The organism is Mesorhizobium sp. M1004 (assembly GCF_040318795.1).
Classification (GTDB): Bacteria; Pseudomonadota; Alphaproteobacteria; order Rhizobiales; family Rhizobiaceae; genus Mesorhizobium.
The window spans coordinates 286863-300973 of record NZ_JAMYNB010000001.1 but is presented as its reverse complement, the minus strand read 5'-3'; the positions used below and the strand labels follow the sequence as shown (position 1 = coordinate 300973).

Sequence of the window (14111 nt, the reverse complement as noted above, 5' to 3'; positions counted from 1 at the left end):
CAAGCGCGCGAGATGCAAAACCCAAAACCCATCACGCGCAATCCGCTCCGCCATGCCTAAGCTCCCTGATTCCTGAGTGCGCGAAGGCAGCATGAAAGCTATTCGCCCGCAAGAAGTTTATAGTCGTGAGAGCTACCAAGAAGCTAACGGTGATCAGTAAAATGAAGTCTGCGACTTTTGAGCGACAGAAAATAGTCAATATTAGATATAGCTTATTAAACAGAGACCTTACGGAATCGCGAGAACAATCTCGCTGCATGAATTTATGCGGAAACGTTCGGACCTCCTGGGCCCAGCCGATCCCATCGGGCGGAGGTGAGTTTCGCCTCTACGGGGCGATGAGGCGCTAGGCTGCCCCTTGGGCGACCCTCACTATCCTGCAAGAAGTGATTCTGTAATCGACTCCCACTCTGCGTCTAGCTTGCCAGTTGCCACAGGCTGCCCGGCGCGGCGGTACCAGTAGGCTGCATTAGAAAGGTCGCCTTCTTTGCGGTGCAGATAGGCATGAACCCATACAGAGGCCGGATCAGATTCGTTGGCCTGCACACACTCATGCGCCCGCTCCCAATCGCCCTGTCTATCCCACCATAGAGCGTGGAGCGCCATCCCAAGATTCGCCGGGGGCTCTACACCCTGAAGGGTCGCACGGAACTCGTCGATGTCCATAGTTACCTCGCCTCTGGCTACGCCGGTCCTGTCCCGTTCCGTGCAACGAAATGCGCCCTCTGCCGGTGATTTGCTCTGCCGACTTTAGCAATGGCTCTGGCGATCTTTAGCGGAAACGGGGTTTTCGCTCGGCAAAGGCCGCATCAAGGGCTTCCAATTGACGAATGCTCGTTGCAGGGCTGCTTCCTGCTTCTAAGCTTCATGGTCGGCAGAAGCTGCCACGGAAACCAAAGGCGCTTCCAGGCTCCATGTTATGCCATGCGGACCGTGTTCGAGAATTCCCTGCCCACTGACCGCTGCGGGCGCAACCCGCTTCAGCACAACGGTTCCAAAGCCACCTTGTCCGACAGTCTGGACCTGCGGACCATCGGATTCGGCCCAGGTGAGGTGAAAGAGCCTCGAAGCACCGGAACCGGTGATGCCCCATGTGACCGAAATCCGGCCCTTGTCCCCTGAGAGCACGCCGTATTTGGCCGAGTTGGTCGCCAGTTCGTGGAAGGCAATCCCGAGATACTGAACTGCGTTGGGACTGAGCACCAATGATGGGCCCGACATTTCGATCACATCCCCCCGCGGGAAAGGCTCGACCTGGGCCGCCAAGAGGTCGCTGATCGTGGCACCCTTCCAATCCGCCGAAACAAGCAGGTCGTGAGATCGCGACAACGCCATGATGCGCTCGCGCACCTGGGTTTCAAAGTGTTTTGGCGTCTCCGATCGCTTGTTGGTCTCCCGGATCATCGACAGGATGACCGAATACTGGTTTTTCACCCGGTGGTTGACCTCGCGCATCAGCATGCGGATGCGGTATTCATTCTCCTTCGCCGACGTGATGTCTCGCGCTATCTTCGATGCGCCGGTGATCTGCCCGGTTGCGTTACGCACGGGCGATATCGTCAGCGAAACCGGAACCAGGCTGCCATCCTTGCGCAGGCGGGTCGTTTCGAATGGTTCGACGCGCTCGCCGCGGCGAATGCGTTGGAGGATGCGGGGTTCCTCGTCCTGATGGTCTTCGGGGATCAGCATGGTCACCGACCGGCCAATCGCTTCGTCGGCGGTATAGCCGAAAAGCCGTTCGGCGCCGTGGTTCCAGCTTTTTATGATGGTGTTGAGATCCTTGCTGACGATAGCGTCAAATGAGGATTCCACGATCGCTGACAGGTGCTGCCTGGTTTCTTCGGCACGCTGGCGGTCCGTCAGGTCCAGCAGCATGTTGACGGCGCCAATCAGAGCGCCGTGCTCGTCCCGCAGCGGTGTCGGGTAGGGCAGGAACGGAAAAAACGATCCATCGGGACGCTGCGCAACAGCTTGCTGATTGCGGACCGGCCTGTTCTCCTTGAGCGCGATGGCCATCGGGCATTCATCGTGCGGCAATTCCTTGCCGTCGGCACTGAACAGCTTGAACGTCACGCACCATTTATCCTTGCCGACCTCAGGCTCCCTGCCTGCCAGATCGGCCGCGGCGCGGTTGTAGTAGGTGATCGTCCCATCCTGATCGGTCGTGTAGATGGCGACGGGTAGGCCGTCGAGTATCTGGTGATAGGTACTGTCATGCTGCCTGAGCTCCGAGCGGGTGTGCACCAAGTCGGTTACATCGACCGTGAAGCACCGGGTGTTGATCAGCTTGCCGTCCCGGAAATGTCCGCTTGAGGTGACTTCGACGTGCTTGATCGATCCATCGCTGGCCCTCAATCGCGCCGGATATCTTACGATCTTCTCGCCATTGGCAAGGCGACCCAAAATGTCCTCTATGACGTCCCGGTCGGGATAGAACTCGGCGATGTGGCAACCGAGGTAGTCCTCTGCGGGATAGCCGAGAAGGTCGAGCTCAGCCTGGTTGGCATGCACGATTACGCCGTCTGCGTTCACCAGATGGAGGGCAACGGCGCCGTTTTCGAAGAAATCCTTGTAATCGAAATCCAGACCGTCATTGCTGGACACCCCCGGGTTTTCGAAGGCGACAACATTCGCCTGTGTTGCTTCATGCATCCCAAACACCTTGTCCAGTCCAACCAAATATAATGCGGCTTGGATCAGTTGGTTCCCATTGCTCGCGGTCTCGACCCGCTGCGTACGGGAACCGGACCCTAAAAGGGTCGTAGCCTCGACTCGTCTTCCATCTACAAACGTGCGATCATCCGCGCATGGGCAAACCCTTGGTCCTTGTCGTCGACGACGAAGCCTTGATAGCACTGGATATGGAGTCCACTCTTTCGGAGGCGGGCTTTGCCGTGGCATTGGCGGCGACATGTTCCCAGGCGAAACGTTTTCTTGCGGACCATACCCCCGCCGCAGCGATCCTGGACGTAAGGCTGTCGGACGGCGAGGCTGTTGACGCGGCAAAAACCTTGGCAGGGCGGGCGGTTCCTTTCATCGTCTATTCCGGCCTGGGGCTCGAGGAAACCCCCGAAGCGTTCTCGTCCGGCGTAAGAGTGATGAAACCCGCCGGACCTGCAGAGGTGGTCCGGGCTCTCAAAGCGATGACCGCCGGGCAGCAGAAGGCGACGGGATAGCCGTGCTCTGAGCACCTTCGGTCTAAACTAGCCAGGCGCTGCCGGAGCAGCTGCCGTGCCTCACGGAGCAGCGAATTGCGGCCGGTGCCGATCAGGCGAACAAGGTCGCGCGCTTGATCCTCGGTGATGCCGGTCTCTTTGGCAGTTGACAGCACCAGTGCTTCATTCCCTTCCACTTTCTTAGGGTTGTGCTCGTCCTTGCCCGTGCTGATCATGCCTTCTCCATCGGCTCAACGCCAGGATCTGAGACTCATTCTTCGACGCACGGTCAACCTCGCTGTGCCGCGTTTGAGCGACAGAGATAGCGGCTCAATTATTGCGTTGCCAGAAACGATCCTGGCAACAGCCAAGTGGCCGGGTCCGTTCGTACGATAAAGCGCCCCGCGCAGGGACGGCGCCAGCATGGGCCAGATCGACCAGACAGATTGACCGGTCCTATGCCTCTCCGAAATCGGTTTCGTTTCTTGACGTCGGTTGCCGCTCGTAGTCAACGGGCGGCGGCAGGAGCATGATTTCGGTCTCCTTGCGGCCGAACTCTCGGCCGATCTGGAACGCCGCGTAGATCGCGCCGAGGCGGATAAGGAATCTAAGCATGGGGGTTCTCCTTCGATGTTAGGAACCGCAAGGCCGCGAGATTGTTCCATGGTTTGCGAGTGGGGACGATCTTGCCGTCGCACCAGGCATTCCAGCGCCGGCGCGGCAATCTGAGACATGGCGGTGCGGCTAGGCTGTTGCGGCCGTTGCCTGGGCCGGGATCCGTTTTCGAGGGGCCGGACGGCGTCGATCGCGGCGTTTCGAAACGACTTTGAGGGGAACGGCCGGCGCTGGAGAAAGTGCGCCAAGCACAGCGTTGACCATGCCGTGGGCTACGAAATCGGCGCTGATGTCGGCGGCCAAAGCTTGCCTTTCTTGCCCGACATCGCCCTGCTCCGCGTCTGACCAGAACACAATCCCAATTCTCAAACCTGCCTTGGCGCGCTTCAGTCTCCGGACCAGAAAGCGGGCATGCTTGAGCGAATCCCGGTTCAGGAAACCGACCACGACGGTGTCGATCGCCTCTAGTTCGAGACGACGAATACCTGCCGGCTCCATATCGACAAAACTGGCCTTCGCCACCGTAGCACCTTGCACCTCCAGCACCTGAGCGAGCATGGCGGCAGCGGCATCGTCGAGTTCGCCGCGACCGCCGGCACAAAGCACCGACATGTCCTTGCCGTCGGGCAACTCGATCTCTTCCTCTTCGACGCCATCTGTTTCCCTGCTCGCGCTCCCTTCCGCGGTGGTTGCCGGCGCATCTTCCTCGCTTGCCTCTTCCTGTGCATCGTCGGCAAGATTTGCCACAAGAATTTGGGCGCTCGCCGCCACCTGCCTTCGCTGTTGATCGCCCATCACGCCACGCATGCGGTCCTGCTCGCCCAACAGGAGAGCAGGAATGGCGACAGTGTCGTAGAAATCGATCAGGTACTTCTCCTCGAGGATCTCCTCGGCATGGTCAGTGGCCTCGTCGGGATCGCCGGCCAGGAGCCGTTGATAGAGCCGGGCGTGAGATTCAAGGACGGGCTCGTTGCCAAACAGGACGTCGAGAAATTCGAACTGCGGAACATGTCGCCCGAGGACGACGAGGCAAACTGTCAGCGGCGTCGAAAGGACCAGGCCGAGCGGCCCCCACAACCATGTCCAGAAAATTGCCGCAACGATGATTGCCAAAGGAGAAAGTCCCGTGCGCGAGCCATAGAGCCACGGTTCGATGACGTTGCCGGTTACCAATTCCATGACGACAAACAGTGCGGCGGTCCACAGCACCAGCGACCAGCCGGGCGCAACCGCCAAGGCCAGAAACAAGGGCAGCAGCATGCCGATAACAGGGCCGATATAGGGAACGAAGCGCAGCGCCAGTGCCAGCAACCCCCACAGCAGCGCGTTGGGAATGCCGAGCACCCAAAGGCCAATCGCGATTGGTATCGCGTAGACGATGTTCACCACCAATTGCATGATCAGATAACGGCCAACCCGTTTGCCGGCATCCTGCAATGCCTGCGTTGTGCGATGGAGGTCGCCATAGCCGACGAGGCGGATAAACCGGTCGCGCAGATCCTCGCGCTCAAGCAACATGAAGATGACGACGATGATGATCAGGCCAGCTGATGCCAGCGGGCTGATCAACGGTCCGATGATGTTCTGCAATACCTCCAGAGGTCTCTCGCGGGCGACGATCTCGACGGGAACAGGCTCGCGCCGGGGCTTGTCGGCCGCAGGCGGCGCCACATCCTGCTTGTCGATCTCCTGACCGACACGCTCGATCACCCCGCTCAGCCTGGCAATTATGCCGCCACCAACGCCCGTCTCCTTGAGGGAACGTACCTTGGTCAGAATGTTTGTCTGGTAGACGGAAATGTTCTGAGCAAGCTCGCTTACCTGGGTCGCAACAATGAAGCTGAACAGGCCCAGGGCCGCGAATGCGCCAATCACGCTCAGAAGCACTGCGGGCAGCCGAGGCAAGCCGACACGCTTCAGTGCGGAGACCATCGGCACCAGAGCAAAGGTCAAAAGCAGCGCGATGGCAATGGGAAGGAACACCTCACGACCGAAATACAGCGCAGCTACTGTCGTGACGATGGTTGCCACGGTAGGCAGAGCTGTGCGCGGATGGGCATTGCCTGCCGCAAGAATCCGTCCTAGCCCCCGCTCGGACGATGAGATGTCGTTTCGACGATTGGCAGCCACGTGATTCCCCCCGTTTCCTAGCGATAGTTAGACCCATTCGCCTGCCGGGCAATGTTTAGCAGGGCCGAATACATACGTTTTGCGGTTTTGCGCCCTGGGCGCTGTGCTCTGACGGTTCAGTCGATATCGTCGGAGCCGCAAATCTGTGGTAAAGCCGCCGCCCAACCAACCAAAGGACGACATCTGTGAGCGAACCGACTGTGGCCGAAGCGACCGAAAGTATCTATGCCTCGCTGCGGGCGGACAATGCCGACATCGACGCCCATATCGCGACGCTCAAGGCTGCGCTGACACGAGAGGGCGCAAAACAGGCGGTGTTCGATCCGGCAAAATTGGCGCAGAACAACCGCTCGGGCCGTAAGTTGATGCAGGCTTATTTTCGCCAGCGCGGCGTGAGCGTGAGGTTTTCGGACCAGTAGCGCGCTGCAGCTTGGGGAACGGCGTCCCAACGGACGGTCCGTATCTCGCCCGCTCCGCCCTGCGGTGGACTTTCGTCAATCCTAGGCGAATGCCCGCATTGCCCTGCCCAGGTCGGTGTCGCCCCCTGCCCCTGCAGCTCTTGACGGAAACCGGTGCCTCCTGTTTGAGGTGGGCCAGGACGTTTGCTGCATGGGGAGATGGGCAAGGGTGGGCAAACAGTGAAGCGCGTTCTTCAGATGCTTGCCGCGGCGATCATCGCGTCCGGGGCGACCGGCTGCACGAGCATTTCCTACTACGCGCAGTCGTTGCAGGGTCACGCGCAGATCATGGCCGCGCGCAGGAATGTCGGGAAACTCATCCTTGACCCTTCGACGCCCGAGGCATTGCGCGCGAAATTGACGTCGGCCAGCGCGATAAGACGGTTTGCGACGGATGAACTGGCATTGCCCGAGAACAGCAGCTACCGCAGCTATGTCGACATCCATCGCGACGCCGTGACCTGGGCCGTTTTTGCCGCGCCGCAATTCTCGCTCGCGCCACGAACATGGTGCTTTCCGGTTTTCGGCTGCGTTCCATACCGGGGTTATTTCTCCCGGAAATCCGCGGCTGAAAGCGCTGTCGAGCTCCAAAGACAGGGCCTCGACGTCTATGTCTCGGGCGTCACCGCCTATTCCACGCTTGGCTGGTCCAGTGACCCGCTGCTGAGCACGATGCTTCGTCAGGACGACACCTATCTCGCAAGCCTTGTTTTTCATGAACTGGCGCATCAGCGCTTCTATGTCGATAACGATTCCGCATTCAACGAGGCGTTCGCCGTTGCCGTCGAAACCAGCGGCGTCAGGAAATGGCTCCGCGCCGCCGGCGACCGGGCCGGATTGCGCCGATACGAAGCCGACCGCAAGCGCGGCGCCGATTTTCTCGGACTGGTGTCGAAAACGCGCGACGAGTTAAGGCAGGTCTATGGTAGTCCCCGCACCCCGGAAAAGATGGCGGCCGCCAAGGCAGCAACCATCGACCGGTTGCGGATGCGCTATCGGCGGATGCGCGACAGGCACTGGGCGGGATACCGGGGATACGACGCCTGGTTCGCTGCCCCGATCAACAACGCCAAGCTCGCCGCAACTTCTGTCTACGGTGAACAGGTTCCGGCCTTTCTTCGCTTGTTCGACCTGTGTTCCGGCGACTATCCGAGGTTTTACGCTTCTGTCCGGCGGATCGCGGATTTGCCCAAATCGTCCCGCGCCGAAGCGCTCAAGGCTGCTGACACGTGCAATTGACTTGAACAAGCACAGGCAGGTCCTGACGATCACCCCAGCGACAGTTCCTTCGTCTGGTGTCTCAAAACGAGGCCGACCGCGCCCAGCAAGGCATCGTTCTCGGTGTGCCTGCCAACGATGATGCGCGTGCGCAGCGCGGGAGCGACATCCCGGGACTTGATCAGCGTGTGGCGTTCATAGGACGCGATCAGCGGCGTCAGCAGAATGTCGCCTGCCAACGCCATGTGGCCGCCGATGATGATAAGCGGCGGGTTGAGCACTGAGCCGATGAGGCCGAGACCCCGACCGGCGATCTCGGCGGTATCCTCGATCATCCGCAACGCCCTGACGTCGCCCTGCTCGGCCATGGCGATGACATCGTCCATGGTGACTTGCCGCCCAACGACACGCGAAATCTGTTCCAGCGGCCGGGTAAAACTCGCGTAGAGCTCCAGGCAGCCGCGATTGCCGCAGCGGCAAAGGTCGCCGCCGGGATCGATGCTGATGTGCCCGAATTCGCCGGCGCCGCCGGCGACGCCCGTCACCAGCCGGCCATGCTGGACAATGGCCCCGCCGACACCCAGATCGATCTTGAACAGCACGAAATCGTCCTGGCCGACGGCCGCACCCCACATCAGCTCGGCAATGGCCGCGCAGTTGCTCTCGTTGTCGGCGAAGATCGGCTGTTCCAGAACGGGGCCGAACACATCTCGTATGTTGACGCCGGCCCATGTTGGAACCATGCTGGCGCGCAGCACCACTCCATCGCGGCTGACAGGACCGGAGACGGAGACACCAACCCCCAGGAGCCCCGCCACCGGCAGACCGTTTTCCCTGTAAGATTGGGCAATTGCCGATTTGACCGCCTGGGCCGCCTGTTGCGGCTGGTAGTCCAGCGCCATTGGAATATTTTGTTCGGCAATGACGGAATGCGAGACATCGGCGACGATGAGCCGTATCTGCTGAAGAGCCAGGTGAATGCCGACGCAGGTGCCCGCTGTCGGATTGAGCGTCACCGCCGCGGCTGGCCTGCCGATGCCTCTGATGCCGTCGCGGCTGGTCGGGGCTTCGATCACCATTCCAGACTTTTTCAAGCCGTTAAGCGCGGTTGACACCGTCGAGCGCGCCAGACCGGTGGCGCGTGCGATCTGCAACGCGGAGAGTGCGCCGCGCTCGCTCAGGCAGCGCACGATCATGCTCTCCGGCGACGCGGAGGGTCTGTCGATCAGCCAGGTTCTAAGCGAAGGTTTTGTCATGGCTCAACATAAACATCGTTGACTGATAGCTCCAATATGTCATCTTGGAAAGAACTCGAGATTGACGCATCTCGCTGGCGGCGGCTTCAAACCGCGGCCATAAGCGGTCGAGACGAACCGTGCAACACGATATGGGAGTGAAACGATGAAGTCCGTCATGACCGCGCTTGCGGCCGCTGCTGCGTGCACATTTTTCGCCGGAACAGCCTTCGCCGAGCCCAAGACCAACCTTTTGCACCAATGGGCGACCGGATCGGACGCCCAGGCGATCGCCAAGCTCGGCGAGATGTTCACCGCCAAGGGCGGCAAATGGGAACAGACCTCGATCGCCGGCCACACCGCCAATACGCTGGCCAAGCTGCGCGCCGACGTGATCGCCGGCAATGCCCCGCCTGCCGTGCAGCTCAAGGGCCCTGAGATCGCCGAATGGAACGAGACCGGCATGACCGCCGATCTCGACGAGTTGGCGGCCTCGGAAGGGTGGGAGAAAGTGGTGGCGCCGGAATTGCTTCCGGTGATGAAGCCGACCGGCAAATGGGTCGCCGCGCCCATGAACATCCACCGCATCAACTGGCTCTGGGCCTCGCCCAAGGTCATGCAGGCGGCCGGCGTGGCGGAAATGCCCAAGACCTGGGCCGAGTTCAATGCGGCCTGCGACAAGATCGTCGCCACAGGCAAGATCTGCATCTCGCATTCGACCGCCGACTGGACGGATTCGACGGTGTTCGAGGTCGTGCTCTACGGCCAGGACATCGATCTCTACCGTAAGGCCTTTGTGGAAGGCGATGTCGAGTCCATGCGCAGCCCGGGAATGGTCAAGGCCTTCACGCAGATGCGCCTGATGACGAGCAAATATATGGATCCGGGCATGGTCGGCCGCGACTGGGATTCGATGTCGGCGCTGGTCGGCAAGGGCGACGCGGCGTTCCACATCATGGGCGACTGGACGATCGGCCTTTTGACCGCCGCCGGCTTCAAGGAAGGCACCGACTATGTCTGCGCCCAGGCGCCGACCGATTGGGGCAAACCCGGATTCATCCTCAACTCGGACTCGGTCGTGTTCTTCAAGCAGAAGGACCAGGATTACATCGACGGCCAGAAGCTGCTGGCCAGCCTGATCCTGTCGCCCGACTTCCAGACGGTCTTCAACCAGGCCAAGGGCTCGATCCCTGCACGCCTGGATATCGATCTGTCGAAGGGCTTCAATCCGTGCCAGCAGGTCTCGCAGAAGGATCTGCAGGCTTCGATCAAGGACGGCACACTGGTCCGCTCGATGGCCCACAACATGACCATCCCGCAGAAGATGCGCGGCGCGATCATGGACTCCATTACCGAGTTCGTGGCGACGCCGGACATGTCGCCGGAGGATGGCGCCAACGCGATGGCCGACGCGGCGGAAGCACAGAAATAGATGGCAATGGCCGGGCGCCATCCGCACCCGGCCATCCGCCATCCCGGTCCCGCGCTCCGCCAGTCCTGTGCTCTGCCAATCTCCGTGCTCTGAATGTCAAATCACGACCTGATCCTGTCGGTACCGACGCCCGCCCGCCCCTGGCGCGAGCGGCTGGGCTCCGCGATGCCCTTGCTGGTGCTCGGCCCCTCGCTTGTGGCGAGCTTCGTCTACGTCTTCGTGTTCACCGGCTGGACGCTCTATATCTCCCTGTCCAACTCCTCGCTGCTGCCGACCTACGGCTTCGTCGGCCTGGAGAACTACGCGTCGCTGTGGGCGAACCGGCGCTGGAACATCGCCTACAACAACCTGTTTTTCTTCAGCGCTTTCTACATCGTCGGCTCGGTGGCGGTGGGACTGCTGCTGGCGATCCTGATCGACCAGCGCGTGCGCGGCGAAGCGGCCTGGCGCACGATCTTTCTCTATCCGCTGGCCGTCTCCTTCATCGTCACCGGCACGGTCTGGAGCTGGCTCTACAATCCGACCGACGGCATCCAGGCCATGGTGCGCGGTTTCGGCTGGGCGAGCTTCAGTTTCGCACTCGCCAGCGACCGGCACTATGCGATCTACGCGGTGATCATCACCGGTGTCTGGCAGGCCTCGGGCTTTGCCATGGCGCTGTTCCTGGCCGGCCTGCGCTCGGTGGATCAGGACCTCGTCAAGGCCGCGCAGATCGACGGCGCATCGACGTTCCGCATCTATCGCAAGGTGCTTCTGCCAACCATTGCGCCGATCTTCCTGGCGGTCGCCGTCATCCAGATCCAGTTCGCCATCAAGACCTTCGACCTCGTGGCGGCCCTGACCAAAGGCGGCCCGGGGATCTCGACCACCTTCCCCGCCATCTACGTCTATGACCTGATGTTCCAACGCGGCCAGATCGGCGAAGGTGCGGCCGCCGCCATCATGATGCTTGCCGCTGTTGCCGTGGTGCTGGTGCCCTATTCATTCTGGGTGGTCTGGCGCCGGCGCAAGGAAGCCGGCCGTGGCTGACGTCTCCCTGGACCAGTCGCTCGACCGTCGCGCTGCCGCAGTCGCGTCGCGCCGGCATTTTCTCACCCGCTTCGCCATCTATGGGCTGCTGGTCGTCTTCGCGGCGATCTACCTGGTCCCGTTGCTGGTCGTGGTGCTGAATTCATTCCGCGACCAGCAGGAGATCGCACGCAACGGGTTGATCTCGCTGCCGCGCAGCTTCCGCCTCGATGCCTGGGGCCAGGCCTGGAGCACCTATTGCATCGGTGGCACCTGCGAGGGCATGCAGCGCAACTTCTACAACTCCCTGAAGATGACGATCCCGGCCACGATCATCTCGACGGCGGTCGGCGCGATGAACGGTTACATCCTGTCGAAATGGCGCTTCAGAGGTTCGGAAGCTTTGTTCACCTGCATGCTGCTCGGCGTCTTCATTCCGGGCCAGATTTCATTGATGCCGTGGGCGTTCATCCTCGGCAATCTCGGCCTTAGCAATTCGGTCTACGGGCTCGTCCTCATCCACGTCATCCAGGGCATTTCGTTCACCACTTTGTTTTGCCGCAACTACTACGTCAGCATCCCCGACGACCTGATCAAGGCGGCGCGCATCGACGGCGCCGGCTTCTGGCGCATCTTCCGCAAGATCATTCTGCCGCTCTCCTCACCGATCCTGATCGTCACGGTGATCTGGCAGTTCACCGGCATCTGGAACGAATATCTGTTCGGCGTCGTCTTCACCTCCGGGCAGCAACAGCCGATCACGGCAGCGCTCGTCGCGCTGACGGCAAGCGGCACCAATGTGCGCGCCTACGATGTCATGAGCGCCGCCGTGCTGATCGGCGCGCTGCCGCCGCTGCTGATCTATCTCTTCGGCGGCAAGTATTTTGTGCGCGGCCTGACGCAAGGTGCCATCAAATGAGGCGCGATCAAGTGAAGGGCATTGCATGTCGACATTGATCATCCGATCGCTGCGCAAGAACTTCGGCGCGGTCGAGGTGCTGAAGGGCATCGATCTCGAAGCGCGGAACGGCGAGTTCATCGCGCTGGTCGGACCGTCCGGCTGCGGCAAGTCCACTCTGCTGGCGATGATCGCCGGGCTCGAATCCGTTACCTCCGGCGAGATCCGCATCGACGGGCGGCTGGTCAATTCGGTGGCGCCGAAGGACCGCGACATCGCCATGGTGTTCCAGTCCTATGCCCTGTACCCGACGATGACGGTGCGCGAGAACATCACCTTCGGCATGGAAAGCCGCCGCGTCCCGAAGCCGCAGCAGGACGAGGCCGTCAAGCGGGTTGCCGCCTTCCTGCAGATCGAACCGCTGCTAGGGCGCAAGCCCGGACAGCTTTCGGGCGGCCAGCGCCAGCGCGTCGCCATGGGCCGGGCGCTGGTGCGCGATCCCAAACTGTTCCTGTTCGACGAGCCGCTCTCCAATCTCGATGCCAAGCTGCGCGTCGACATGCGCACCGAAATCAAGAAGCTGCATCACCGCGTCGGCAAGACCACCGTCTACGTCACCCACGACCAGGTCGAGGCGATGACGCTGGCGTCGCGCATCGCCGTGATGCATCAGGGCGAGGTCCAGCAATTCGACGATCCCGCCACGATCTACAACCGTCCGGCCAACATGTTCGTCGCCGGCTTCATGGGGTCGCCGGCGATGAATTTTTTGGCCGCCGAACTGAGCCAGGAAGGCGGTCGCCGCACTGTTGTCCTGCAGACCGCCGACGGCAAGACGGCCAGCCTGCCGATCGTCCAGGCGCTCCCATCCGACACGCCGCAACAGCTCGTGCTCGGCATCCGTCCCGAGCACATCTACCGCTTCGATCCCGATCTTGCGCGCCGCAAGCCGGGCATCGCGCAGATCGATGCCGTGGTCGAGTTGGTCGAGCCGACAGGCGCGGAGACCATGGCCGTCCTGCGCCTGGGCGGCAAGGAGATCACCGGTCGTTTCGACCCCGACGGCACGCCGCTTATGGGTGAGACGGTGACGCTCGGCATCGACATGGCGCGTGCGTGCCTGTTCGACCCGACGACCCAACGCCTGATCTGACCCGATCTGACCAAAGCTTGATTTGAAAAGAGTTCCGCCTTGTCCTTCGCCACCTATCCGAGCCTGTCCGAGCGCGTCGTGCTGATCACCGGCGGTGCGTCGGGCATCGGCGCCGACACGGTCCGCGCCTTCGCCGCCAATGGCGCACGAGTGGCGTTTCTTGATCTGCAGCAGGAGGCCGGCGAGGCGCTCGCGCGGGAACTCGCCGCCGCGGCAGCGCACGCGCCCCTGTTCCTGCGCTGCGATGTGACCGATATCCCCGCCCTCCAGGCCGCGATCGGCACGGTGCGCGACCGCCTCGGGCCTGTCGCAGTGCTGGTCAACAACGCCGCCGACGACAATCGCCTCTCGGTCGCCGACGTGACGCAGGAATACTGGGACCACGCCCAGGATGTGAACCTCAGGCACCATTTCTTTGCCGCCCAGGCCGTGCATCCGCACATGCAGGAATTGGGCTTTGGTTCGATCGTCAATTTTTCCTCGATCGCCTGGCGTTTCGGCGCATCAGAGATGGCCCCCTATGCGGCGGCCAAGGCTGCGGTGGTCGGGCTGACCTTCGCGCTGGCGCGGGCGTTTGGCCCCGACAACATCCGCGTCAACGCCATCGAGCCGGGCGCCGTCATCACCGACCGGCAGCGGGAGCTTTGGTACAAGACCCAAGGTTCGGTCGATCAGGTCGTGCAGCGCCAGGTGATCCGCAAGATTCTGCTCGGCGAGGAGATCGCGCGCACGGTACTGTTCCTCGCCGCCGACGACAGCCGCATGATCACCAAGCAGTCGATCACCGTGGACGCCGGCCTGCGATGACC

General features: G+C 61.6%; 13 protein-coding genes. 8 read left to right on the top strand and 5 right to left on the bottom strand.

Annotated features, from left to right (window positions below; translation table 11 throughout):
• Positions 1-372: 372 nt before the first annotated feature.
• Together NKH54_RS01485 and NKH54_RS01480 are read right to left on the bottom strand one after the other, a co-directional pair.
• The gene (locus tag NKH54_RS01485; protein ID WP_023704064.1) at positions 373-666 is read right to left on the bottom strand and encodes a hypothetical protein; all 294 of its coding nucleotides are present in this window, start codon (positions 664-666) and stop codon (positions 373-375) included.
• A gap of 192 nt (positions 667-858) precedes the next feature.
• On the bottom strand, positions 859-2679 hold the full coding sequence (locus NKH54_RS01480; protein WP_023686480.1) for a PAS domain S-box protein: 1821 nt from the start codon (positions 2677-2679) through the stop codon (positions 859-861).
• A 128-nt stretch (positions 2680-2807) separates the two neighbouring features.
• Here NKH54_RS01480 and NKH54_RS01475 point away from each other — a divergent pair, with 128 nt between their 5' ends.
• A complete protein-coding gene (locus NKH54_RS01475; protein ID WP_023671108.1) occupies positions 2808-3176 on the top strand; it encodes a response regulator in 369 nt (122 codons plus the stop codon).
• A gap of 435 nt (positions 3177-3611) precedes the next feature.
• Here NKH54_RS01475 and NKH54_RS01470 read toward each other — a convergent pair whose 3' ends face one another.
• Both NKH54_RS01470 and NKH54_RS01465 read right to left on the bottom strand, forming a co-directional pair.
• Positions 3612-3770 (bottom strand): hypothetical protein, encoded by a 159-nt coding sequence (locus NKH54_RS01470; RefSeq protein WP_023671107.1) that lies wholly within the window; start codon positions 3768-3770, stop codon positions 3612-3614.
• Between the two features lie 129 nt (positions 3771-3899).
• On the bottom strand, positions 3900-5900 hold the full coding sequence (locus NKH54_RS01465; RefSeq protein WP_023686481.1) for an AI-2E family transporter: 2001 nt from the start codon (positions 5898-5900) through the stop codon (positions 3900-3902).
• A 185-nt stretch (positions 5901-6085) separates the two neighbouring features.
• Between NKH54_RS01465 and NKH54_RS01460 the strand changes: the two genes are divergently transcribed.
• Both NKH54_RS01460 and NKH54_RS01455 read left to right on the top strand, forming a co-directional pair.
• Positions 6086-6319: a hypothetical protein gene (locus NKH54_RS01460; protein ID WP_023671105.1), complete on the top strand. Its 234-nt coding sequence runs from the start codon at positions 6086-6088 to the stop codon at positions 6317-6319.
• A gap of 237 nt (positions 6320-6556) precedes the next feature.
• Complete coding sequence (locus tag NKH54_RS01455; protein ID WP_032997286.1) at positions 6557-7597, top strand: aminopeptidase; 1041 nt, start codon at positions 6557-6559, stop codon at positions 7595-7597.
• 29 nt (positions 7598-7626) lie between these two features.
• Here the strand turns inward: NKH54_RS01455 and NKH54_RS01450 are convergent, their stop codons facing one another.
• Positions 7627-8832 carry an ROK family transcriptional regulator gene (locus tag NKH54_RS01450; RefSeq protein WP_023751363.1) on the bottom strand — a complete coding sequence of 402 codons (1206 nt, stop codon included), beginning with the start codon at positions 8830-8832 and terminating at the stop codon, positions 7627-7629.
• A 145-nt stretch (positions 8833-8977) separates the two neighbouring features.
• Between NKH54_RS01450 and NKH54_RS01445 the strand changes: the two genes are divergently transcribed.
• From NKH54_RS01445 to NKH54_RS01425, 5 genes are all read left to right on the top strand, one after another.
• Positions 8978-10243, top strand: coding sequence for an ABC transporter substrate-binding protein (locus NKH54_RS01445; protein ID WP_352543233.1), 1266 nt, complete (start codon positions 8978-8980; stop codon positions 10241-10243).
• Positions 10244-10336: 93 nt separating this feature from the next.
• Positions 10337-11272, top strand: coding sequence for a carbohydrate ABC transporter permease (locus NKH54_RS01440; RefSeq protein ID WP_353027616.1), 936 nt, complete (start codon positions 10337-10339; stop codon positions 11270-11272).
• Positions 11265-12170, top strand: coding sequence for a carbohydrate ABC transporter permease (locus NKH54_RS01435; RefSeq protein WP_023671100.1), 906 nt, complete (start codon positions 11265-11267; stop codon positions 12168-12170). Before NKH54_RS01440 ends, NKH54_RS01435 begins: the two co-directional genes overlap by 8 nt.
• A 25-nt stretch (positions 12171-12195) precedes the next feature.
• Positions 12196-13302, top strand: a complete 1107-nt coding sequence (locus NKH54_RS01430) for an ABC transporter ATP-binding protein (protein WP_023744138.1) — start codon at positions 12196-12198, stop codon at positions 13300-13302.
• A gap of 39 nt (positions 13303-13341) precedes the next feature.
• Positions 13342-14109, top strand: a complete 768-nt coding sequence (locus NKH54_RS01425) for an SDR family NAD(P)-dependent oxidoreductase (protein WP_023744137.1) — start codon at positions 13342-13344, stop codon at positions 14107-14109.
• The last annotated feature ends 2 nt before the right edge of the window (positions 14110-14111 follow it).

Excerpts from the sequence above, each read along its gene's own strand:
- NKH54_RS01475 (WP_023671108.1), top strand. The coding sequence starts at position 2,808 with ATGGGCAAACCCTTGGTCCTTGTCGTCGACGACGAAGCCTTGATAGCA.
- NKH54_RS01440 (WP_353027616.1), top strand. The coding sequence starts at position 10,337 with ATGTCAAATCACGACCTGATCCTGTCGGTACCGACGCCCGCCCGCCCC.
- NKH54_RS01445 (WP_352543233.1), top strand. The coding sequence starts at position 8,978 with ATGAAGTCCGTCATGACCGCGCTTGCGGCCGCTGCTGCGTGCACATTT.
- NKH54_RS01470 (WP_023671107.1), bottom strand. The coding sequence starts at position 3,770 with ATGCTTAGATTCCTTATCCGCCTCGGCGCGATCTACGCGGCGTTCCAG.
- NKH54_RS01450 (WP_023751363.1), bottom strand. The coding sequence starts at position 8,832 with ATGACAAAACCTTCGCTTAGAACCTGGCTGATCGACAGACCCTCCGCG.
- NKH54_RS01485 (WP_023704064.1), bottom strand. The coding sequence starts at position 666 with ATGGACATCGACGAGTTCCGTGCGACCCTTCAGGGTGTAGAGCCCCCG.
- NKH54_RS01455 (WP_032997286.1), top strand. The coding sequence starts at position 6,557 with ATGCTTGCCGCGGCGATCATCGCGTCCGGGGCGACCGGCTGCACGAGC.
- NKH54_RS01430 (WP_023744138.1), top strand. The coding sequence starts at position 12,196 with ATGTCGACATTGATCATCCGATCGCTGCGCAAGAACTTCGGCGCGGTC.